This is a genomic window from Aeromonas sp. s11 (assembly GCF_040907945.1).
Taxonomy (GTDB): Bacteria; Pseudomonadota; Gammaproteobacteria; order Enterobacterales; family Aeromonadaceae; genus Aeromonas; species Aeromonas veronii.
In genome coordinates this window covers 64,696-86,363 of the sequence record NZ_JBFOCU010000029.1, presented here as the reverse complement: position 1 = coordinate 86,363, position 21,668 = coordinate 64,696, and the positions used below count along the sequence as shown (strand labels likewise).

General features: G+C 60.1%; 18 protein-coding genes and 3 tRNA genes. 12 read left to right on the top strand and 9 right to left on the bottom strand.

The genetic code is table 11. The annotated features are described in order from the left end of the window. Positions 1-19 precede the first annotated feature (19 nt). From AB5Y84_RS09380 to AB5Y84_RS09370, 3 genes are all read right to left on the bottom strand, one after another. The gene (locus AB5Y84_RS09380; RefSeq protein WP_368176411.1) at positions 20-1,633 is read right to left on the bottom strand and encodes an IS1634 family transposase; all 1,614 of its coding nucleotides are present in this window, start codon (positions 1,631-1,633) and stop codon (positions 20-22) included. A 452-nt stretch (positions 1,634-2,085) separates the two neighbouring features. After that, positions 2,086-2,143: transfer RNA gene (locus AB5Y84_RS09375), tRNA-Asn, on the bottom strand. A 10-nt stretch (positions 2,144-2,153) separates the two neighbouring features. Beyond that, positions 2,154-2,229 (bottom strand) — tRNA-Asn (locus AB5Y84_RS09370). Between the two features lie 487 nt (positions 2,230-2,716). On the opposite strand from AB5Y84_RS09370, the gene dauA reads away from it, so the two are divergent. From dauA to htpG, 4 genes are all read left to right on the top strand, one after another. Next, positions 2,717-4,453 (top strand): C4-dicarboxylic acid transporter DauA, encoded by a 1,737-nt coding sequence (dauA, locus tag AB5Y84_RS09365; RefSeq protein ID WP_368176817.1) that lies wholly within the window; start codon positions 2,717-2,719, stop codon positions 4,451-4,453. Between the two features lie 183 nt (positions 4,454-4,636). Continuing rightward, positions 4,637-4,724 (top strand) — tRNA-Ser (locus AB5Y84_RS09360). A 372-nt stretch (positions 4,725-5,096) separates the two neighbouring features. Then, positions 5,097-5,699, top strand: coding sequence for a recombination mediator RecR (recR, locus tag AB5Y84_RS09355; RefSeq protein WP_041210366.1), 603 nt, complete (start codon positions 5,097-5,099; stop codon positions 5,697-5,699). Positions 5,700-5,867: 168 nt separating this feature from the next. Then, complete coding sequence (gene htpG / locus AB5Y84_RS09350; RefSeq protein WP_159158747.1) at positions 5,868-7,781, top strand: molecular chaperone HtpG; 1,914 nt, start codon at positions 5,868-5,870, stop codon at positions 7,779-7,781. 105 nt (positions 7,782-7,886) lie between these two features. Here htpG and AB5Y84_RS09345 read toward each other — a convergent pair whose 3' ends face one another. From AB5Y84_RS09345 to pspF, 6 genes are all read right to left on the bottom strand, one after another. Next, complete coding sequence (locus AB5Y84_RS09345) at positions 7,887-8,672, bottom strand: ABC transporter ATP-binding protein (RefSeq protein WP_005333681.1); 786 nt, start codon at positions 8,670-8,672, stop codon at positions 7,887-7,889. A 34-nt stretch (positions 8,673-8,706) separates the two neighbouring features. After that, positions 8,707-9,705, bottom strand: coding sequence for an oligopeptide/dipeptide ABC transporter ATP-binding protein (locus AB5Y84_RS09340; protein ID WP_005333679.1), 999 nt, complete (start codon positions 9,703-9,705; stop codon positions 8,707-8,709). Further along, positions 9,705-10,598 carry an ABC transporter permease subunit gene (locus AB5Y84_RS09335; RefSeq protein ID WP_005333677.1) on the bottom strand — a complete coding sequence of 298 codons (894 nt, stop codon included), beginning with the start codon at positions 10,596-10,598 and terminating at the stop codon, positions 9,705-9,707. Before AB5Y84_RS09335 ends, AB5Y84_RS09340 begins: the two co-directional genes overlap by 1 nt. Positions 10,599-10,633: 35 nt before the next feature. After that, complete coding sequence (locus AB5Y84_RS09330) at positions 10,634-11,593, bottom strand: ABC transporter permease subunit (RefSeq protein ID WP_021231386.1); 960 nt, start codon at positions 11,591-11,593, stop codon at positions 10,634-10,636. Between the two features lie 2 nt (positions 11,594-11,595). After that, complete coding sequence (gene sapA, locus AB5Y84_RS09325; protein ID WP_041202111.1) at positions 11,596-13,191, bottom strand: ABC transporter substrate-binding protein SapA; 1,596 nt, start codon at positions 13,189-13,191, stop codon at positions 11,596-11,598. A gap of 108 nt (positions 13,192-13,299) precedes the next feature. Then, positions 13,300-14,328: a phage shock protein operon transcriptional activator gene (gene pspF, locus AB5Y84_RS09320; RefSeq protein WP_368176816.1), complete on the bottom strand. Its 1,029-nt coding sequence runs from the start codon at positions 14,326-14,328 to the stop codon at positions 13,300-13,302. 196 nt (positions 14,329-14,524) lie between these two features. Between pspF and pspA the strand changes: the two genes are divergently transcribed. The 8 genes from pspA to tyrR all read left to right on the top strand — a co-directional run bounded on the left by pspA (position 14,525) and on the right by tyrR (position 21,496). Further along, positions 14,525-15,211, top strand: coding sequence for a phage shock protein PspA (gene pspA / locus AB5Y84_RS09315; RefSeq protein ID WP_005361184.1), 687 nt, complete (start codon positions 14,525-14,527; stop codon positions 15,209-15,211). 3 nt (positions 15,212-15,214) lie between these two features. After that, positions 15,215-15,451, top strand: coding sequence for an envelope stress response membrane protein PspB (gene pspB, locus AB5Y84_RS09310; RefSeq protein ID WP_005333672.1), 237 nt, complete (start codon positions 15,215-15,217; stop codon positions 15,449-15,451). Beyond that, positions 15,448-15,852, top strand: a complete 405-nt coding sequence (gene pspC / locus AB5Y84_RS09305; RefSeq protein WP_005333670.1) for an envelope stress response membrane protein PspC — start codon at positions 15,448-15,450, stop codon at positions 15,850-15,852. Before pspB ends, pspC begins: the two co-directional genes overlap by 4 nt. Positions 15,853-15,953: 101 nt before the next feature. After that, positions 15,954-17,360 carry a YcjX family protein gene (locus tag AB5Y84_RS09300; RefSeq protein WP_257725006.1) on the top strand — a complete coding sequence of 469 codons (1,407 nt, stop codon included), beginning with the start codon at positions 15,954-15,956 and terminating at the stop codon, positions 17,358-17,360. Between the two features lie 53 nt (positions 17,361-17,413). Beyond that, positions 17,414-18,445, top strand: coding sequence for a YcjF family protein (locus AB5Y84_RS09295; protein WP_257725005.1), 1,032 nt, complete (start codon positions 17,414-17,416; stop codon positions 18,443-18,445). Positions 18,446-18,603: 158 nt separating this feature from the next. Further along, a complete protein-coding gene (gene phhA / locus AB5Y84_RS09290; RefSeq protein WP_368176815.1) occupies positions 18,604-19,398 on the top strand; it encodes a phenylalanine 4-monooxygenase in 795 nt (264 codons plus the stop codon). Between the two features lie 63 nt (positions 19,399-19,461). Further along, positions 19,462-19,800 carry a 4a-hydroxytetrahydrobiopterin dehydratase gene (locus AB5Y84_RS09285; RefSeq protein ID WP_042052889.1) on the top strand — a complete coding sequence of 113 codons (339 nt, stop codon included), beginning with the start codon at positions 19,462-19,464 and terminating at the stop codon, positions 19,798-19,800. Between the two features lie 148 nt (positions 19,801-19,948). Further along, positions 19,949-21,496 (top strand): transcriptional regulator TyrR, encoded by a 1,548-nt coding sequence (gene tyrR / locus AB5Y84_RS09280; RefSeq protein ID WP_139474193.1) that lies wholly within the window; start codon positions 19,949-19,951, stop codon positions 21,494-21,496. Positions 21,497-21,668: the final 172 nt, after the last annotated feature.

Here is a 21,668-nt window from a genome sequence, read left to right as displayed (position 1 = left end):
CCTACATTCCGCACCTGATTTAGGAATAAATTTGTCGGTAGCGTTCACCCAATACCTCCAAAATGATCTGCTGGTCTCCTGTTAGCTCCGTTATCTGAGGCGGGGCTTCTCCCAGTCGATACTCATGGATGCCACCAAAGCGCAAAAAGATCCAACGGGCGGTTGGCTGCTGGGTCGGCTTCTTTTTCATATCTGCCACACTGCGGTTCTGCGCCACTAACCCCTGCCGGATCCGGTGCTCCAGGGCCGCATAAATCATCAGGCTACAGGTCATCACCATCAGCAACGCTTCAATTCGTTCCGGTTTTTTCAGGTACAGTGAGGAGGTTAAAAATTCCGGGCTCTTGAGAAAACGAAAGCCTCGCTCGACATTCTGCTGTGCCTTATAGGTGGCCAACAGTTCGGCCATGGTCAGCGTGTCGCTGTGGTCATTGGTCGCCAGGATGAACACCCCGGTCTGGTTGCGAGCCGCTTCAACTTGCGCCAAGCTGGTTGCCGCCACACCACTGATGTGAAACTGGTAGCTGACCGGTGCTTCCCCCTTTTTCGGTCTGCCACAACCGGCATAAACGGGGTCACTCACCACCTCGGCATCCAGTTGCAGCAGCATCAAGCTGGCGCTAAAACGACTCAATTCGGCCTGTGCATCCGCTTGGCAGGCAAAGCGTTTGGCACACAATTTGGCGAAGGCTTTGAGCTCGCGGGTGCTCTCTTTAAGCAGGTTTTTAGCCAATGTTTGCTGCTCACGGTTGCTGGCCTGTTCGCTGCGCACCAGCAACCAGCGCTGCGCGACGCCGGCATAATGGGCGGATTGCCAACAGCCATGATAACCATTGCCCAGCGCAACCAGCGACTGGGTGCCAATCGTTGCCACGGCCTGCTTGGCCTCGTTCAACGTGACCGGCACCCGGGTGACAAACAGTTGCTGCTGTTGCGCCAGCAGTTGCAAGGTCTCGGCACAATACAGTGCTGCATCGCCGACCAGATAACGGCAATCCTGCGCAGCCTTGAGGCTGCTCAAGTGGCGACGAACAGTCTGGGCAAAGGCTTTGGTGTCGTTACTGTTGCCACTGAGGGCCTGCATGTAGATGGGTAGCCCGGCCTGATTTTCACAGATGAGTTCCAGGATAACCTGGTTCAGCTCTGGCCGATGATCTCGACTATAACCCCGCACCAATTGCAGCTTACCGATCGTGTCCCCATCGGCCTGGTCATAGGCGCCATCGACGTGGAAGCTGGTGATATCGAGGTGCACTGCGGTGCTGTTGAGCCCCAGTCGCTCAACGACTTGCGCCGCCATCACTTGATACAAGGTGCTGACATCGGCCTCAAAGAGGGCATCGAGACAGCGCCCGAGCACATCATCATTGAGATCATCTGCACAGATCCCGGGGCCAATCAGGCGCTCAACCGGCTTGTTAGCGAAGAATTGTGGGAACATGTGCAGGGTGCTGCTGTGAAAGCCGAGGCCGTTCACTATCATGGCCACCAAAGCGTCACCGTGTGAGACCTTGAAAGGCGGTGTTTTGGGGAGCACCGCATCAATCATGCGGGCAATTCCCAGTTCTTGGCAGAGTGCGGCGACCAAACCAAGGTGATCGAGGTTACGGATAGCGATAGCGGCCATGATGATCTACCTGCAAAAGAGAGTAATAGATCAGAATGGCCGATCGCCGTCAAGCTTTGAAAAAGCCAAAATTAGGTGCGGAATGACGGCTCCATCTTTCAATCTACGCTATCTCCACGCCAGAGCCACTTGCTCCGGTCTGAGCATCCCCATGGTCTCCCAGCAGAAAGACCGGAAGCTGTGACCGGAGGGTTTTTCTGGGGGGATTTACGTCAGGGGAGGGTATGACTTCTGGTTTGGGCTAAATCGTGACCCATTTACCAGCTGAGCTGACCGGATAGGGACCGGAGTAATCGTCAGTCGAATTTGAGTTGAGAGAAAACAGGGAGAGTGGATCGTTCACTGCGAGGGGAATGTGGCAGAGCAAGCGGTGAGGGGTAGCTGGCTCAGCTTGAAACAATGGATAGATAGATACGAAAAATCCCAGTTATAAAACTGGGCTCTTTTCTCAATCCAAAGACAGGACTTGAACCTGTGACATACGGATTAACAGTCCGCCGTTCTACCGACTGAACTACGAGGGAATTGGCTCCTCCTACTGGACTTGAACCAGTGACATACGGATTAACAGTCCGCCGTTCTACCGACTGAACTAAGGAGGAATTGCCTGTCTCGTTAAGACGGGGCGAATATTAATGACCAGGGCGGCGGGTGTCAACCCGCGAATTTCCCGAAAACGGGATTTTCAGACTGTTTGCCCAAAAGTTGCGCTTTGCGGTTTATTTTCAGCACAATCAGTCCCTTGCCATCGCTCCCCCCAACCGGCGCAGGGGGCATTGGTTCGGTTCGCATCAACCTGATGATGACAGCATGATGTCGCGAACGTGCTGGCAACCCGATGAAGCTCAAATGGTAATCTTTGTCGCTAAAAGGGGGATAGCTGGAGTCAAGATCGGCGATTTGGCGGCAAATAGGCCAAATAATGGGTGAGCGCGTGTTTCATTGATCCTGCCCATCGAAAAAATGGCCCGTCTGGAGTAAGGTTACGCAGGATACCATCGCCGCGTCGACAGCCCTGCCGGCCCTTGATGATGATCGGGCGCCGGATCTCTCCGGCCTTTATCTCCCTCTTCTGGTATTACGATATACATGCACAAGCAAGCCTCTTTAAATAGCGTGAAGCTCGCCATAGCCTTACGCCAGTCCTGTATTGATGAACCCTACAGCATGGCCCGCTTCGGCCGTGATCTTATCGCCGGTGTGACGGTGGGCATCATCGCCATCCCGCTCGCCATGGCGCTGGCCATCGCCAGCGGTGTGCCGCCGCAACACGGTCTCTATACCGCCATCATTGCCGGAATCGTGATCGCCGTGACCGGTGGCTCCCGCTACTCCATCTCCGGCCCGACCGCTGCCTTTGTGGTGATCCTCTATCCTGTCGCCCAGCAGTTCGGGGTCGGTGGTCTGTTGATGGCGACGCTCATCTCCGGCCTTTTTCTGGTGGCGATGGGGATGGCCCGTCTTGGCCGCCTTATCGAGTACATTCCCCCGTCAGTGACGCTGGGCTTTACCGGTGGTATCGCCATCGTGATCGCCACCTTGCAGGTCAAGGACTTCTTTGGACTGAGCGTGCCCGAGATGCCGGAAACCTATCTGGGCAAGGTCGAAGCGCTGGCCGCCGCCCTGCCAAGCTGGCAGTGGGGCGATACCCTGGTGGGGGTCGCAACGCTGGCCGTGCTGCTGCTCTGGCCACGCCTGCGTCTGCCGGTGCCTGGCCACCTGCCCGCAGTGCTGGTTGGGGTAGGTCTGGGTTTTGGTCTCCATTACTTTGGGGTGGATGTGGCCACCATCGGCAGCAAGTTCAGCTATACCCTGGCTGATGGCACCCAGGGGATGGGGATCCCGCCCATCGCGCCGACCCTGGTGATGCCCTGGGCCTTGCCCGGACCGGATGGCTTGCCAGTTGAATGGAACCTGGCGGCTGTTGAGCGGCTGCTGCCTGCCGCCTTCTCCATGGCGATGCTGGGGGCGATCGAGTCGCTGCTCTGCGCCGTGGTGCTCGATGGCATGACCGGTCGCAAACACAGCTCCAACGCCGAACTGGTGGGGCAGGGGCTTGGCAACATCTTCGCCCCCTTCTTTGGCGGCATTACCGCTACCGCCGCCATCGCCCGCTCTGCCGCCAACGTGCGTGCCGGCGCTACGTCCCCCGTCTCGGGGATCGTCCATGCGCTGGTGGTGCTGGCCGCCATTCTGGTGCTGGCCCCCTGGCTCTCCTGGTTGCCGCTCTCGGCCATGGCTGCCTTGCTGCTCATCGTGGCCTGGAACATGAGTGAAGCGCACAAGGTGGTGGAGCTGATCCGTCGCGCGCCCAAATCCGATGTGCTGGTGCTGCTGGTCTGCCTGTCGCTCACCGTCATTTTCGACATGGTCATCGCCATCACTTTCGGGGTGATCCTGGCTTCCCTGCTCTTTATGCGCGAAATCGCCAAGATGACCAAACTGCACGATTTGGCCGAACACAAGCGCTATGCCCATGAGGTGCCGAACAATGGCCTGCTCTACAAGATCAACGGCCCGCTCTTCTTCGCAGCGGCCGAACGGGTCTTTGCCGAGCTGGAAGCGCAAGTGAAAGGGCACAAGGTGCTGGTGTTGCAGATGGAGGCGGTTTCCATCCTCGATGCGGGCGGCCTGTCAGCCTTCCTCCACTTTGGCAAGCAGATGGCTAAAGCCGGTGTCGAGTTGCGGGTGGCCGAGTTGCAGTTCCAACCGCTCAAGACCCTGGCCCGTGCCAAAGTGCGGCCGCAGCCCGGCAAGCTGGAATTTTACGGCTCGCTGGAAGAGGCGCTCAAAGGTGAACATTTGCACGAAGCGGCAGTAAATTGATTGAAAGGGATACGAAACGGCATATTTTTGGTCACTTGGTTCGGATATTGAGCAAACGAACGCAAAAAGTAAAAAATTGCATTGACCAAAAGCCATCGTATCCCTTACATTACGCCCCGTTCCAGCGCAACAGCGCAGCGAATACCGTGTTGGCTGAACACGTTAAACCACAGACCAAAATTTGGTGAGGTGTCCGAGTGGCTGAAGGAGCACGCCTGGAAAGTGTGTATACGGCAACGTATCGAGGGTTCGAATCCCTCCCTCACCGCCACATTGCAAAAACCGACCTGATGGTCGGTTTTTTGTTTTTAAGCGCCATCCTAATGTGGGTGCCAGCAGTGCAGAGCGATAAACCTCGCTTGGTTTGTCCTGTGTCGCGGTTCGTCTTAAAAAGTGGCAATGCAGAATAGTCGATGATTTGCTGCTGCGAATTTGACGCTCACACCACATGCACTGCCAGATTGAAAAGCCCTGATGTTTCCATCAGGGCTTTTTGCTATCCGCGTTTTTGCGAGCGCTGTGGGCAAGCCGATGGCGATGGGCGGCGGGCTCGGGTATAGTCCTGCGCCAATGGCGTTATCCTGTTTTGCTGACCCGTCGTGGCCCTGGTGGTGGCGAGGGGCAGGCCCGTGTAAGGAGTGTTATGAAGTTCAGTCCCCTGCTCGATGAGATGATGAAAGCCCTGCAGGTATTGCCTGGGGTGGGGCCCAAGTCTGCCCAGCGGATGGCCTTTACCCTGCTCGAGCGTGAGCGCAGCGGCGGTTTGCGGTTGGCCCAGTTGCTCTCCCGCGCCCTGACCGAGATTGGTCATTGCAGCCACTGCCGCACCTTTACCGAGAACGATCGCTGCGATATCTGCGCCAATCCCAAGCGGGAAGAGAATGGTCTGCTCTGTGTGGTGGAGAGCCCGGCGGACGTGGCCGCCATCGAGCAGACCGGCCAGTTTTCCGGTCGTTACTTTGTGCTGATGGGCCATCTGTCGCCGCTCGATGGTATCGGCCCCGAGGAGCTGGGGCTCGATATTCTGGAGCGTCGCCTGAAGGATGAGGCGATCAACGAACTGATCCTCGCCACCAACCCCACCATCGAGGGGGATGCCACCGCCTGGTATATCGCTGATATGGCCCGTGCTGCCGGGGTGGAGGTAAGCCGCATCGCCCATGGCGTGCCGGTGGGGGGCGAGCTGGAGCTGGTGGATGGCACCACGCTCTCCCACTCCCTGATGGGGCGCCAGCGCCTCAAGTAAGGGGCGGGTGGCGGCAGGCAAGTCACGAAAAACTGAACATAAAATCGGCGGTTACACGCCAACAGGGGGCGAATGAGCAGGATTGCACATTCGCCCCCTTGATATTTGGATCGCTGTCCCCATCTAGGTTGGGCGTATGTTCAACCCGATGTTTCTGAGGATTGGTCCATGACCCAAAGTGTTCATGCCGAAACCCACGGCTTTCAGACTGAAGTCAAACAACTGCTGAGCCTGATGGCTCACAGCCTCTACTCCAACAAAGAAGTATTCCTGCGCGAGCTGATCTCCAACGCATCCGATGCGGCGGACAAGCTGCGCTTCAAGGCGCTTTCCGATGCCTCTTTGTTCGAAAACGACGGCCAGTTGCGTGTGCGTCTGGTGGTGGACAAAGAGAAGCGTACCCTGACCATCTCCGATAACGGGATCGGTATGACCCGTGATCAGGTGATTGAGCATCTGGGTACCATCGCCAAGTCCGGCACCGCAGAATTCTTCAAAAATCTCTCCGGCGATCAGGGCAAGGATTCTCAGCTGATCGGTCAGTTCGGGGTCGGTTTCTACTCCGCCTTTATCGTGGCCGACAAGGTGACCGTGGTGTCCCGCGCCGCCGGTACTGCTCCGGAGCAGGGCGTACAGTGGGAATCGGAAGGGGAAGGCTCCTTCACCGTCGCTGATGTGACCAAAGAGGGTCGCGGTACCGATGTCATCCTGCACCTGCGTGCCGAAGAGGACGAGTTCCTCGACGACTGGCGTCTGCGCTCCGTGGTGGGCAAATATTCCGATCACATCAGCGTACCTGTCGAGATGTTCAAAGAGGGTACCCCGGATCGCGAAGAGGATGGCGAAACCATCGTCGGCACCCCGGGCGAGTGGGAGCAGGTCAACCGCGCCACTGCACTGTGGACCCGCAACCCGAAAGATATCAAGGACGAGGAGTATCAGGAGTTCTACAAGCACGTCGCCCACGACTTTGAAGATCCGCTGCTGTGGGGGCACAACCGGGTGGAAGGGGCGCAGGAGTACACCAGCCTGCTCTACGTTCCGGCCCGCGCTCCGTTCGACCTCTACAACCGCGAGCAGAAGCACGGTCTGAAGCTCTACGTACAGCGCGTCTTCATCATGGACGACGCCGAGCAGTTTATGCCGACCTACCTGCGTTTCGTCAAAGGGGTGCTGGACTCCAACGATCTGCCGCTCAACGTCAGCCGTGAAATCCTGCAGGACAACAAGGTGACCGCCTCTCTGCGCAAGGCTTGCTCCAAGCGCGTGCTGAACATGCTCTCCAAGCTGGCGAAAGACGATGCCGAGAAGTACGCCAAGTTCTGGAAAGAGTTCGGTAACGTGCTCAAAGAGGGCCCGGCCGAGGATTACGCCAACCGCGAAGAGATCGCCAAGCTCCTGCGCTTTGCCAGCACCGCTGGTGAAGGCGAAGCCCAGACCGTCTCTCTTGAGGATTACGTTGGCCGCATGAAGGAAGGCCAGCAGAAGATCTACTACATCACTGCTGACTCCTATGCCGCTGCCAAGAACAGCCCGCACCTCGAGATCTTCCGCAAGAAGGGGGTCGAAGTGCTGCTGATGTGGGAGCGTGTGGATGAGTGGCTGATGAGCCACCTGACCGAGTTCGACGGCAAGCAGCTCATCTCCGTCACCCGTGGCGAACTGGATCTCGGCGATCTGGAAGACGAAGCCTCCAAGCAGGCGCAGGAAGAGGCCGAAAAAGCCAACGCCGGTCTCGTCGAGCGGGTCAAGAAGAGCCTGGGCGATGCAGTGAAAGAGGTGCGCGTCACTCACCGTCTGACCGACTCCCCCTCTTGCATCGTCACCGACGCTTACGGTATGAGCACCCAGATGATCAAGCTGATGCGCGCCGCCGGCCAGCCGGTACCGGAGCAGAAGTACATTCTGGAGCTCAACCCTGATCACGCGCTGGTGAAGAAACTCGACACCATTGAAGACGAGGCACTGTTCGGTGAGTGGGTCACCCTGCTGCACGAACAGGCCCAGCTGGCCGAGCAGGGCGGGCTGAACGATCCGGCGAGCTTCGTCTCCCGCATCAACCGTCTGCTGCTGCAAGCCTAAGCAGCAACGCTGGTAACAGAAAGCCCACTGCATGCAGTGGGCTTTTTTGATCCTGCCGAGTGAGCTCGGCGAAACACAGCGGCAAGGGAGGTGGCCAGCGCCTCTCTATTTGCGGTATTCGTTGTTGTAGTTCTGGATGAGTCGGCGAGTCACCTCATGCTGGGGATCGGCAAACACCTTGAGGGTCTTGCCGCGCTCCACCACCCGACCTTCGTGCATTACCAGCACCTCGTCGCTGATATGGCTGACGATACCCAAATCGTTGGCTACCAGCACATAGCTCAGCCCCATGGTCTCCTGCATCTCCAGCAGCAGATTGATGATCTGGGAGCGTACCGAGATATCCAGGGTGGAGAGCGCCTCATCGGCCACCACTATCTTGGGGTTGAGGATCAGCGCCCGCGCCAGCGCCACCCGCTGCTGCTGACCGGAGGAGAGCATCTGCGGATAGAACAGGGCGTGATCCGGCAGCATCCCCACCATACGCAGGGTCTGCACCACCTTCTCGCGGCGTTCCTCTTCAGTCATCTCGGTGTTGAGACGCAGCGGGGTCTCCAGAATTTGGCCGACCCGGATCTTGCGGTTCAGCGAGGTGTTGGGATCCTGAAAAATCATCCGCAGCAGTTTGCAGCGAGTCTGGTAATCGCCATGCACCATCAGCTGGCCGTCGATGGCGATGTCGCCGCTGGTGGGCTCGATCATCCCGGCCAGAATGCGGGCGAGGGTGCTCTTGCCGGAGCCAGCTTCGCCGACGATGGCGAGGGTCTGACCCACTTCGAGATCGAACGAGAGGGGCTTGATCGCCTCCACCGCCTGACGACGGAACAGACCGGTGCGGTTCTGGTAGGTTTTGCTAAGGCCTCTGACCTGCAACAGGGATGGCTCGATCACAAGCGGGGCTCCTTCATGGGGGCATTAACGATCATCATTTTTTTGGCTCCTCCATGTTCAGCGGGAAGTGGCAGCTGAACTGATGGCCCTTGATCTTGTTCATCAACGGAGTCTGCACGCATTGCTTCTGGGCGTAGGGGCAGCGCGGCCCCAGACGGCAGCCGATGGGCAGGTGTTGCAGCGGCGGGATGACGCCGGGCAGGGTCTCGAGGCGCGACTTGTGGCGCACCAGCTTGTCAAAGTCGGGGATCGATTTGAGCAGGGCATCGGTATAGGGGTGGTGCGGGGTCTCGAGGATCTGCTCCCGTGTGCCTACCTCCACCATCTGGCCGCAGTACATCACGTTGATGGTATCGGTCAGGTTGGCGATGGCGGCGATATCGTTACTGATGATCAGGATGGTGGTATTGCCCAGCTTGTTCATCTTGTCCAGCAGTCGCAGGATCTGGGAGTGGGTGGTGGACTCCATGGCGCTGGTGGGCTCGTCGGCTACCAGCAGACGCGGCTGGTTGGCAATGGCCATGGCGATCATCACCTTCTGGCACATGCCATCCGACAGCTCGTGGGGATAGGCGCGCATCACCTTGCGGTGATCCTTGACGCCTACCCGGTGCAGCAGGGCGATGGCCTTCTTCTTGCGCCACTGGAAGCGCTGCCAGAATTGTCCCTCGAACGAATCGGTCGGGATCGCCTCTTCCAGCTGGGTGCCGATCTCCTCGGAGGGGTCGAGACAGCTGATGGGGTCCTGGAAGATCATGGCGATCTCGCGGCCCATGATGCGACGGCGCTCCTTGGGGGCCATGGTCAGCAGATCCATGTCGTTGAAGCGCATCCGGTCGGCACGTACCGTCCAGTTGTCCTTCTCGATGCCGACGATCACCTTGGCGATCAGACTTTTACCGGAGCCGGATTCACCCACCAGACCGCGGATCTCCCCCTCGGTCAGGGTCAGGCTCACCTTGTCCACCGCCTTGACCTTGCCTTGCGGGGTGTCGATCTCGATGGTGAGATTGCGAATGTCGAGCAGCGGCATCAGTCATTCCCCTCTTTGAGTGCTTCACGAATGCCTTCACCAACTAAATTGGTCACCAGCACGCTGAACAGGATGGCGATGCCGGGCAGGGTGACGGTCCAGGGGGCGAGATAGATAAGGTCGCTCGAATCGGCCAGCATGGTGCCCCACTCCGGTTGGGGAGATTGGGCGCCGAGGCCGAGAAAACCGACCGCCGAGATATCGAGAATGGCTGCCGACAAGGTGCGGGTGGTCTGGGCCACCAGGGTCTCGACAATGTTGGGCAAAATAGCCAGACGCATGATCCGGAAGGGGGGCGAGCCATCGAGGCGGCTGGCGGTGATGTACTCCTTCTGCATCTCGGCATGTACTGCGTTGTAGGTGGCCCGGATAAAGGGCGGGATCAAGGCGAGCGTAATGGCTATCAGGGTATTGCCAAAACCCGGCCCCATGATGGCGACCATGATGATGGCCATCAGCAGGGAGGGGATGGAGAGCAGGGTATCGAGCAGGTGGTGCAGCACGCTCGATTTAAGCCCCTTGCTCATGCCGCCGAGGATACCGATGGCGGAGCCCACCACCATGGCGATCACTACTACGACCAGCGCATAACCGAAAGTGAGGCGCGCCCCCACCACCAGCCGGGAGAGCATGTCACGCCCCAGATCGTCGGTGCCGAGGAAGTAGTCGATGTTGCCGGTCGCCGCCCACGAGGGGGCCAGCAGCAGCTTGTCGGTGTGCTGTTCATCGATGCCGTAGGGGACGACCAGCGGCCCCACCAGCGTGATGAGCAGCAACAGCAAAAAGCACCAGAGCCCTGCCATCGCCAGCGGATTGCGGCTGTAGGAGGCCCACGTCTGCTCAAGGGGCGAGAGGATCTTGAGCTCGGGATAGATGTTCGATTTATCTTGCATAGGATACCTGGCTCCTGGTCACGCCATGAGCGCGTTCAATCTTGTTTGGCATACAACTCTTTGCGCCGTGCCGGATAGATAAGGGTGGTCAGCAACTCGGTGCTGACGCTGGTCAGGATCACAAAACTGGCCACCACTAGGGTCGCGCCGCGAATGGCGGCGTAATCCTGCAGGGCGATGCTGCTGATGAGCCAGCGGCCGATCCCGTGCCACTCGAACACCACCTCGGTGATCATGGCGGAGGTGAGCACGCTGCCCAGTTGCAGACCCAGCAGCGGCAGTACCGGCGGCAGGGCGTTCTTCAGACCATGGCGCCAGACGATCTGCGCCTTGGAGAGTCCTCGGCTCGCCGCCGCCTTGATGTAGTTCTGCTTCATCACATCGATGAGGGAGCTGCGCACATGGCGGATCACCTCGGTGGTGGGCACCACCGCCAGCACCAGTGACGGAAGGATCAGGTGGCGCAGGGCATCGTGCAGCGCCGCTTGCCGCCAGGGCTCGTTGCTGAGCAGCACATCGATCACCGCGATGCCGGTAATGGGGGGGACGTCGTAGAGCAGGCTGATCTGGCCCGATGCCGGCAACCAGCCGAGATCCAGCGAAAAGAGCATCACTACCAGCAGTGCCAGCCAGAACACCGGCACCGCATAGCCGATAAGACCAGCAGTCATGATGGAGAGATCCAGCGTCTTTCCCTGTGACAGGGCCGCCAGGGTGCCGAGAGGAATGCCCACCAGCAGCGAGATGGCGAACGCCGCCAGACAGAGGATCAGGGTCGCCGGGAAGTAGTGGCGGATCTCGTCCAGCACCGGTAGCCCGGAGACGCTGGAGAGCCCCAGGTCACCTGCGAAAATGCGGCGCAGGAAGTCGGGATAGCCGCTCCAGAAGCTGAGCTGATTGCCGATCAGCCGATAGTCCAGCAGGTAGGCGACAAAGGTCAGCGCCAGCAGAGTGATAAGCAGCAGGTTGATGCGGCGCAAGGTGTATAGAAGCATGCTTACTCCCTGTGAGCCTGGTTGAAGGAGGTGCCGCCAAAGGGCATCAGCGTCAGCCCCTCGATGTCGCTGCGGCTGACCTGGGTACGCAAGGCGTGCGCCAGCGGGATCAGCGGCAGCTGTTCGTTGAGCAGGGTCTGGGCATAGTAGTAGTTGCGCAGCCGGAACGAGAGCTGGGGCGTGGTGACCGCATCATCCAGCAACTGATCGAAGGCCGGGCTACACCAGCGGCTGTAGTTGTTGCCGCGCTCCACTGCCGAGCAGCTCAGCAGCTGGCGGAAGAAGTTGTCCGGATCGGCGTTGTCGGCAATCCAGCCGGAGAGCAGACTGTCGTACTGCCCCTTGGTGAGGCGGCCTTCGATCACCGGCCACTCCCGTTGCACGATCTTGAGCTTGATCCCGACCTTGGCCAGATCGCTGCGGATCAGCTGGGCGGTCTTGACCGCATCCGGGTTGTAGGGGCGGGCGTCCGGTTGCACCAGCACCTGCATCTCGAATCCTTTCTCCAGCCCCGCCTCCTTGAGCAGCTGGCGCGCCCGTTTCAGGTCGGGTTTGCGCTCGGGCAGGCTGGGGTTGTACCCCCATGAGAGGGTCGGCAGCAGGCTGTTGGCGGGCAGGCCGGTATCGAAATAGACCGCCTGAAGCAGGTTGTCGATATTGATGGCGCTGGCAATGGCCTGACGCACCTTGACGTTGTTGAACGGCGGCTTGCGGGTATTGAGGGCCAAAAAGGCGACGTTCATCCCCGACTGGACCGAGAGACTGAGCGCCGGATTTTGCTTGATCACCGAGAGCTGGCTGGCGGAAGGGGTGCTCATTACGTCGCACTCGCCGGTCAGCAGCTTGGCCAGCCGTTTGGCGGATTTGGGGGTGATGTCGTAGACCAGCTGTTCAATCTTGGCATCTCCACCCCAATAGCCGGGGTGGCGCAGATAGCGAATGAACTCGTTGTGGCGATACTCCTTGAAGCTGAACGGCCCGGTGCCGATGGGGCGGCTATCCAGCAGGGCTGGCGTGCCCGCCTGCAACATTTGCTCGGCGTATTCGGCGGAGAGGATCACCGCATAGTCGCTGGCCAGGGTGGCGAGGAAGGAGGCGTTCGGCTGATTCAGCTCGAATACCACCGTCTGCGGCCCCTTCTTGCTCACCCGCTTGATCAGCAGATCTTGCCCCAGGCTGTAGAAGTAGGGGTAATCGCCGCCGGAGACATTGTGATAGGGGTGCTGCTCGTCCAGCTGGCGGGCATAGGTAAAGACCACGTCATCGGCATTGAAGGTGCGGGTGGGCTTGAACCAGGGGGTATGGTGAAACGTCACCCCCTTGCGCAGGGTCAGGGTATAGGTGAGGCCATCCTCGCTGACATGCCAGTTGGTGGCGAGCGCCGGCTCCAGCGCCAGGGTGTTGGGGTTCACCTCCAGCAGGCGGTCGTAGAGCGGACGGGCACTGGCATCCAGTGTCACCCCGGAGTTGGAAACATGGGGATTGAAGGAGAGGGGGGATCCCTCAGCACAATAGATGAGTCCGGTTTTGGAGGCCTCGGGTTGCTTCTGGCAGCCGGTGACCAGCACCAGCAGACCCAGCAGCAAGGGTGTGAGCATTCTCATTGTTGAACCATGTTCTTATAGGGGTTTTGTACGCACGTTTTGATACAAATGTGCCAGCGCGAAGGCTGGCGTGTTGCTGGAGTCGGCATCAACCGCGCTCCTTCACTCTTGTTCTGCATCGTTATCGCCATCCAGCAGCTGATATTTGCGTAGCATGCCACGGAACTGGTGATAGCTTAAGGCCAGCAGTTGAGCGGCTTTGCGCTGATTATACTGGGATTGCTGCATCGCTTGCTTGAGTAAATTAATCTCGTACTCCGCCACCGCCTGCTTGAGATCGAGCGGCAAGGCGAGGGGGGATGCAGATTGTACCTCGCTTCGGGCCTCTTGCGCAGGTTGCGTGACCTGTGGTCGCCAGGGGGAATCAAACGGGTTGAGCACCAGGGTCGAGAGCGGCAGCTGGGGATTGCCCTGACGATAGATGCTGCGCTCCACCACGTTCTTCAGCTCCCGCACGTTACCCGGCCAGTGGTAATCCAGCAGTAGCTGGGTTGCCTTGCGCGAGAAACCGGCAAACAGCGGATAGCCCAGCTCCCGGGTCATGCTGTGGGCGAAGTGCTCCGCCAGCATCAGGATATCTTCCCGCCGCTCTCGCAAGGGGGGGAGGGTGATCACATCAAACGCGAGCCGGTCGAGCAGATCGTGGCGAAACTGCCCCTTGTCGGCCAGCGCAGGGAGATCCTCGTTGGTGGCGCAGACCAGTCGCACATCCACCTTGAGGGGCTTGGCCCCACCCACCCGCTCGAACTCGCCATACTCGATGACCCGCAGCAGCTTCTCCTGCACCCGGGCGCTGGTGGTGGCCAGCTCGTCGAGGAACAGGGTGCCGCCATCGGCCCGCTCGAAGCGGCCTTGGTGGCGCTTGGCCGCGCCGGTAAACGATCCCGCCTCGTGACCGAACAGCTCGGTTTCCAGCAGGCTCTCGCTCAGAGTGGCACAGTTGATGGTGACAAAGCTTTGATCCCAGCGCGCCGAGAGATAATGTAGGCGGTGGGCGATCAGCTCCTTGCCCGTCCCCCGCTCACCGATGATCAGCACGGGTTTGCGCAGCGGGGCGAGCCGTGAGGCCTGCTCAATGATCTCGAGAAATGCGTTGGATGCCCCCAGCAGGCTTTCCGTGGCCGTGGTCATAGTGATCCCTGTCAGTTGTATAAGCTGGTCAATCTTACCAAAAGTTGGTGATTTTAATCATCTCTTGCGCGAGACATCTTGCAATTCGGCTATTCTGCCCCATATAAATCAACAAGTTAAATTTTGTTCCAGATTGGCACACAAGTTGCCATTGTCAATGGAGAAACAACGCGATGCCAATAACAGGAGTGCAATCATGAGTATTTTTTCCCGTCTGGCCGACATCATCAATTCCAACCTGACGGCCCTGCTCGACAAGGCAGAAGATCCCCAGAAGATGGTGCGCCTGATCATCCAGGAGATGGAGGACGAGCTGGTCAAGGAGCGCTCCAATCTGGCTCGCTTCCTCGCCAGCCAGAAAGAGATTGGCCGTCAGGTCGCCCGTCATCAGGAGCGGGTCGACGAGTGGCAAGCCAAGGCCGAGCTGGCCCTGACCAAGGGGCGTGAAGACTTGGCCCGCGCCGCCCTTATCGAGAAGAAGAAACAGACCGAGTTGTCAGAGACCCTCTACCGCGAGCAGCAGGCGGTAGACAGCGGTATCGAGAAGCTGGGTGAGGAGATCCGCCAGCTCGAAGCCAAGCTGGAAGATGCCCGCGCCCGTCAAAAGGCGATGGCTATTCGCACCGAAGCGGCCAGCAGCCGTCTCAATGTGCAGAGCCAGGTAGCCCGTGGCGAGAGCCAGGCGGTGGTGAGCAAGTTTGAGCGGATGGAGCGTCGCATCGACGAAATGGAAGCGCGCGCCGATCTGGGTCAGTCCGACAAGGCGCTGGCGCAGCAGTTTGCCGAGCTGGAAGTGGACGATCAGATAAGTCGTGAGCTGGAAGCCATGCGCCAGAAGCTGGGCCAGGGCGACAGCAAAAGCGAAGGCAAACAGGGGGAGTAACAGATGGAAGATCTGCTGGGCGTATTGATGGTTCCCATGGTGGTCTTCATGGTGGTGGTTGCCCCCATCTGGCTGGTGCTGCACTATCGTGCCAAGGGGCGGATTGGCGCCGGTCTTGCTGATAGCGAGCGGGAACAGCTGCAAGGGCTGCTGGCTCGCACCGAGAAGATGCAGGAGCGAGTGGGCGCGCTGGAATCGATTCTGGATGCGGAAGTACCCGGTTGGAGGAACAAGGTATGAGCAGTGTCAGTCGTGAAGGGCGTAACCTTTATCGTGATCCCCAGCGTGGCAAGATAGCCGGGATCTGTGCCGGTTTGGCTGAGTATTTCGGGGTGGAGACCTGGATCGTGCGGTTGCTCGCCATCAGTGGCCTCATCTTCGCCGGTTTCATCACCTTCACCGCCTATATCGCCGCCTGGTTCTTGCTCGACAAAAAGCCGGTCACCCTCTATTCGCAAGAGGACGCCGACTTTGCCGAGGTGCGGATGAAGGCCCGCAGCTGGCAGGCGGGGATCACCCCGCATCAGGCGCTGGGCCGCATCGCGCAGGAACTTGACGCGCTGGAGCCTAGAGTTCAGCGGATCGAGAAGCTGGTGACCTCCAGGGAGTTCACCCTGCAGCGGGAGTTTCGCAAGCTGTAGTGCTTGCTGAAGCCCCCATGTCGATGGCGGCGCCTCCCGTGATGCGCCACCATCGACACCAGCTATCCAGATGCAACCACCAAGGGAGAACGGGTCAAGCCTTGATACTCAATAAACTGGAACAGAAGTTGACTCGCCTGCAACACAAGGCGAACGACGTGGTGAACCGGGTGCGGGATCGCCATATTCGGCTGGCGGTGACCGGCCTCTCTCGCAGCGGCAAAACCGCCTTTATCACGGCGCTGGTCAACCAGCTGGAACACGCGGCCATCGATGGCCGCCTGCCCCTGTGGGATGCCCTGCGTCAGGGGCGCATCCTCGGCGCCCGCCGGGTGCCGCAGCTCAATGCCCACATTCCCACCTTTGCCTACGAACGTGGCCTCGACGCCCTGTTTGGCGAGCCGCCGGCCTGGCCCGAGCCCACCCGCGGCGTGGCCGAAGTGCGCCTCGAAATCCGTTATCGCACCCGTCATCCCCTGCGCAAACATCTGGGGGAGATCTCGACCCTCTACGTGGATCTGGTGGACTACCCCGGGGAGTGGCTGCTCGACTTGCCGCTGCTGGAGATGAACTACGAGCAGTGGAGCGAACAGGTGCGCGAGCAACTTCGTCGCCCAGAGCTGCAGGCGCTCGCCGCCAGCTGGCTGACACCCGGGTGGCAGGCTGAGCAGCGCTTCGAAGAGCGACCGGTGGCTGAGCTGGCCGAGCGCTACAACGCCTATCTACACGCTTGCAAACAGGAGCTGGGGCTGCACCTGATCCAGCCCGGCCGCTTCGTCTTGCCGGGGGAGTATGCCGGTGCCCCCATGCTGCAATTTGTCCCCTGGGTGTGGGAGATGCCTGATAGCGAGCCCGCCGATGGCACTCTTTACGCCACTCTCAAGCAGCGCTTCGAGCAGTACAAGCAGCATCTGGTGCAGGGTTTTTATGAGCAGCATTTTGCCGGCTTTGATCGCCAGATCGTGCTGGTGGATTGCCTGCAGCCCCTCAACGCCGGGGCAGCCAGCTTTGGCGACATGCAGCAGGCCATCGCCCGCATCATGGAGAGCTTTGCCTACGGCAAGAGCAACTGGTGGCGGCGACTCTTCTCGCCCCGTATCGACAAGCTGCTGTTTGTGGCGAGCAAGGCCGATCACGTCACCCCCGAACAGCATGTGCCCATGGTCTCCCTGCTCCAGCATCTGGTGCGCAGTGGCCGCGGGCAGGCCCGTTTTGAGGGGATCACCACCGAGTGTCTGGCGCTCGCCGCCATCAAGGCGACCGAAGTTGGCAAGGGTGTGGCCAATGGCCGCGAGTTCCCCGCCATCCGTGGCACCAGCCTGAGCGGTGAGCCGCTGCTGCTGTTCCCCGGGGAGGTGCCGCCCCATATTCCGCCTGCGCAGTGGTGGAACAATCAGGGCTTTGATTTTCAGGCGTTTCGCCCCATGCCCATGAGCCCCCATCAGGCGCTGCCCCATATCCGGCTCGATGCGGCGCTGGAGTTTCTGCTCGGGGATCACCTCGAATAACGGTGTGCAGTCTTGGCACCTGAGCCGAAGGCTGCGCACAGGAGAACAATGCGATGAACGATCAGATAAAAGAGCGGCCACCGCTGCAGGGCAAGGTGATCCTTGAGCCTGCCTTGACGGTGACCAGTGACGAGCGCCCGCCCGCACCGGCCCAGCGGCTGGAGGAGGCGAGCTTCGAGCGTCTCGACGAGCTGGACGAGTTCACCGAGGTGGAGAGCGCCCTCGTCAGCAAACCGCGCCGCCGTCATCGGCTACTGGCGTGGGGGCTGGGGGCGGTCGGTCTGCTCTCGCTGGGCCAGTATGGCGCTTTCCTTTACGATCAATTCCTCACCACCCCGCTCTGGGGCAGCGCCTGGCTGGCAGCCTCGGCGCTGGTGGCTGCGGGAACCGCCAGCGTGGTGGGGCGCGAGTGGCTGCGGCTGCGCACCCTCAAGCGGCGCCAGGATGTGCGCTCGCGCGCAGAAGATCTGCTTGCTCATCAGGGAGTCGGGCAGGGGCAGGCCTTTTGCGAAGGGTTGGCGGTCAAAAGTGGCGACAAGGGGCGCGAGGGGTATCAAACCTGGCTGGCCCAGCTCGACGAGAGCCACAGCGATCGGGAAGTGCTGACCCTTTACAGTCAGCTGGTACTCGGCGAGCGTGACAAGCTGGCCCAGGCGCGGGTGGCCAAATGGTCGGGGGAGGCCGCGGTGCTGGTTGCGCTGAGCCCGCTCGCCACCGTCGACATGATGCTGATGTTGTGGCGCAACCTGCGGATGATCGAAGATATCGCCGATGTCTACGCCATCGAGCTCGGCTACTGGAGCCGCATACGCCTCACCCGTCAGGTGTTTCGCAACATGCTCTACGCCGGTGCCACCGAGCTGGTGACCGAGGTGGGGATGGACTTGCTGGGCGCCGAGTTTGCCGCCAAGCTCTCTGCCCGCGCGGCGCAAGGGGTGGGGGCCGGTCTGCTCACCGCTCGCCTTGGCCTGCGTACTATAGAGGCGTGCCGCCCGCTGCCCTGGTGTGCGGACGAGAAACCCAAACTCGGTGAGCTGCGCAAGCGGCTGATCGGCCAGCTGGCGGGGTATCTCAATAAGCCTTGATGGCTGCTGGAGATTAATAGCGGTTGTCACAATTTATTTACAACTCTTTCAGGCAGCCGACTCATGAGTCGGCTGCTTTTTTTGTTGCCATTTCGTTACAGTGAAGCCGTGATGAAACGGCAAGGCGCCTTGATATGGCGCCAGAGGATGGAACCGCTATGGCAACCTTTTACACCGCCCACCAGCCGGATGCTGACGGGGTGATCCACTACAGCAACGAAGAGCACGGCACCTGGCAGATCCTGATCGAACGTCAGTTCGCCGCTCTTGCTGGCAAGGGGTGTAACGAGTATCTGGCCGGTCTCGACAGGCTGGGGCTGCCCCGTGATCGCATCCCCCAGCTGGCCGAGATCAACGCCGTCTTGCAGCCTGCGACCGGCTGGTCGGTGACGGCGGTGCCTGCGCTTATCTCGTTCGATCGCTTCTTCGCCCTGCTGGCCAATCGTCAGTTTCCGGTGGCGACCTTTATCCGGCGCCGGGACGAGCTCGACTACCTGCAAGAGCCCGATATCTTTCACGAGATCTTCGGCCACTGCGCCATGCTGACCAATCCGGCCTTTGCCCACTTCACCCACCTCTACGGTCAGTTGGGGCAACAGGCGAGCAAGGAACAACGGGTCTTTCTAGCGCGGCTCTACTGGTTCACCGTGGAGTTTGGCCTCTTGGCGACACCTGACGGGCTGCGTATCTACGGTGGCGGCATTCTATCCTCCATCGGCGAGACCGCTTATGCCCTCTGTGGCAAGCCGCTGCTGCAACCCTTCGATCTGCTGACCGTGCTGCGCACCCCGTATCGCATCGACATCATGCAGCCCACCTATTTTGTGCTGCCGAGTCTCGATCATCTCTACCAGCTGACCGGGGAGGAGATCATGGCTGCTCTGGCGGAGGCCAGTCGGCTTGGCCTCTATCCGCCACGTTTTGAGGTTCCCGCTGGCAAACAGGCGAGCTGACCAAAAGCAAACAACCCTATTTCATTTTCATTAATTTTTCATTAATTCAAGCAGGAGTAACCCATGTCCGAACTGGCCAGCCAACAGTGTGAAGCGTGTCGCGCCGATGCCCCCAAGGTGAGCGATGAGGAGCTGCGCGAGCTGATGCAGCTTATTCCCGACTGGCAGCCGCTGGTGGAGGAGGGGGCGCTGCAACTGCGGCGAGAATTTACATTTCGCAACTTCAAGGAGGCGCTGGCGTTTACCAACCGCCTGGGCGAGCTGGCAGAAGCGGAGTTCCATCATCCGGCCATCCTGACCGAGTGGGGTAAGGTGACCGTCAGCTGGTGGACGCACAAGATCGGCGGATTACACCGCAACGACTTCATCATGGCGGCGCGTACCGATCAGTTGCTCCGGTAATCGCACCCCACACCAGCGTCATCGGTTGACCCGGGCCTGCCTGCGAAAGCGGGGCAGGCCCGCATTTTTATGGGCTGGCGCTCGCACTGGGGGGATCGAGACTGTATTATCCGCTCATTCATAGAGTTAGCTAGGAAGTGTGTCCCGAATGCGTCTTGAAGTCAGCTGTGAAGACCGCCTGGGCCTGACCCGGGAACTGCTCGACCGCTTGGTGGAGCACAATATCGATCTGCGCGGCATCGAAATCGATACCTCAGGCATCATCTATCTCAACTTTCCCGAGCTGGAGTTCAGTGATTTTCAGCACCTGATGCCGGAGATCCGCCGCATTCCCGGCGTCTACGACGTCAAGACCATCCCCTACATGCCTTCCGAGCGAGAGCATCACGAGATCGAGGCGTTGCTCAAGGCGCTGCCGGATCTGGTCTTCTCCCTCGACAGCAAGGGCAAGGTGACCCAGGCCAACCAGTCTGCCCTCACCACCCTCGGCTTGCCGGTGGAGGAGGTACGCGGCGTGGCGCTCGGTTCGCTCGTCAAGGGTTTCTCCTTCACCCGCTGGCTGGAGGCGAGCGAGATCAAGCCGCAGACCTGCAAGCTCAGTTTCAATGGCGAAGAGTATCTGGCAGATCTGATGCCGCTGTTCGTGGCAGAAGCCCGCGGCAAGCAGGCGCTGGCCGGGGCCGTGGTGGTGCTCAAATCTGCCCGTCGGGTCGGCCTGCACTTCAGCGCGCTTCATGCGGTGGAAGTGGGGGGCTTCGAGCATCTGCAGGCCGAGAGCCCCAAGATGAAAGAGGTGCTGTCGCAAGCGCGCAAACTGGCGATGCAGGACGCGCCGCTGCTGATTGTCGGTGAGACCGGTACCGGCAAGGAGCTGCTGGCCCGAGCCTGTCACGGGGCCAGCCTGCGCTCCAGCCACCCCTTTATGGCCCTCAACTGCGCCGCCATGCCCGATAACGTGGCCGAGAGCGAGCTGTTTGGTTATGCCCCCGGCGCCTTTGGCAACAACACCGAGGGCAAGCGCGGCGTGCTGGAGCTGGCGAGCGGCGGCACCCTGATGCTGGACGAGATCGGCGACATGTCTCCCCATCTGCAGACCAAGTTTTTACGGGTGCTGCAGGATGGGGTGTTCCGCCGGGTCGGTGACGAGCAGGAGGTGAAGGTCAACGTGCGTTTCATCTGCACCACCCAGAAGCAGTTGCTGGATCTGGTGCACGAAGGAACCTTCCGCGAGGATCTCTACTATCGCCTTAACGTGCTCAGTCTGGCGCTGCCCCCCCTGCGCGAGCGCAAGGCGGACATCATGGTGCTGGCCCAGCAGTTTGTCTCCCGCTTTGCCAGCGAGTTGCAGCGACCCCGTCCGCGTTTTACCCGCAACATGGCCGACTACCTGACCGCCTATCGCTGGCCGGGCAACGTGCGTCAGCTGCGCAACTGTCTCTACCGTGCCATGACCCTGCTGGAAGGGGATGAGCTGGGGCCCGAGCAGATCGACCTGCCGGTGGCGGCCGATACCATACCGCTGATCGACGAGTGGTTTGAGGGGAATCTCGACGATGCGGTGAAGCGCTTCGAGAGCCAGCTGCTGGCCCGGCTCTATCCCGCCTTCCCGTCGACGCGCCAGCTGGCCAAACGCCTGGGCGTGTCGCATACCGCCATCGCCAACAAGCTGCGGGAATATGGCATCAGCAAGAAGTGATTTCCGCCTTGATGCCTGCCACCAGAGAGCCCGTTACCAGACGGGCTCTCTGTTTTCTTTACACGAACTCGGTAGATGATGGCGGGGTGAGACTTGTCAGGCCAGTGTCAGCCAACTTACTATCTGGGTTCATGTACCCGAACCGCAATGCCATAGCAGCGGTATTGTCAAG

What these genes read in the sequence shown, in the direction of transcription:
- pspC (WP_005333670.1), top strand. Translation starts at nt 15,448, where the DNA reads ATGAGCAGTGTCAGTCGTGAAGGGCGTAACCTTTATCGTGATCCCCAG.
- tyrR (WP_139474193.1), top strand. Translation starts at nt 19,949, where the DNA reads ATGCGTCTTGAAGTCAGCTGTGAAGACCGCCTGGGCCTGACCCGGGAA.
- sapA (WP_041202111.1), bottom strand. Translation starts at nt 13,191, where the DNA reads ATGCTCACACCCTTGCTGCTGGGTCTGCTGGTGCTGGTCACCGGCTGC.
- pspA (WP_005361184.1), top strand. Translation starts at nt 14,525, where the DNA reads ATGAGTATTTTTTCCCGTCTGGCCGACATCATCAATTCCAACCTGACG.
- AB5Y84_RS09285 (WP_042052889.1), top strand. Translation starts at nt 19,462, where the DNA reads ATGTCCGAACTGGCCAGCCAACAGTGTGAAGCGTGTCGCGCCGATGCC.
- AB5Y84_RS09335 (WP_005333677.1), bottom strand. Translation starts at nt 10,598, where the DNA reads ATGCAAGATAAATCGAACATCTATCCCGAGCTCAAGATCCTCTCGCCC.
- dauA (WP_368176817.1), top strand. Translation starts at nt 2,717, where the DNA reads ATGCACAAGCAAGCCTCTTTAAATAGCGTGAAGCTCGCCATAGCCTTA.
- htpG (WP_159158747.1), top strand. Translation starts at nt 5,868, where the DNA reads ATGACCCAAAGTGTTCATGCCGAAACCCACGGCTTTCAGACTGAAGTC.
- pspB (WP_005333672.1), top strand. Translation starts at nt 15,215, where the DNA reads ATGGAAGATCTGCTGGGCGTATTGATGGTTCCCATGGTGGTCTTCATG.
- pspF (WP_368176816.1), bottom strand. Translation starts at nt 14,328, where the DNA reads ATGACCACGGCCACGGAAAGCCTGCTGGGGGCATCCAACGCATTTCTC.
- AB5Y84_RS09340 (WP_005333679.1), bottom strand. Translation starts at nt 9,705, where the DNA reads ATGCCGCTGCTCGACATTCGCAATCTCACCATCGAGATCGACACCCCG.
- phhA (WP_368176815.1), top strand. Translation starts at nt 18,604, where the DNA reads ATGGCAACCTTTTACACCGCCCACCAGCCGGATGCTGACGGGGTGATC.
- AB5Y84_RS09330 (WP_021231386.1), bottom strand. Translation starts at nt 11,593, where the DNA reads ATGCTTCTATACACCTTGCGCCGCATCAACCTGCTGCTTATCACTCTG.
- recR (WP_041210366.1), top strand. Translation starts at nt 5,097, where the DNA reads ATGAAGTTCAGTCCCCTGCTCGATGAGATGATGAAAGCCCTGCAGGTA.
- AB5Y84_RS09295 (WP_257725005.1), top strand. Translation starts at nt 17,414, where the DNA reads ATGAACGATCAGATAAAAGAGCGGCCACCGCTGCAGGGCAAGGTGATC.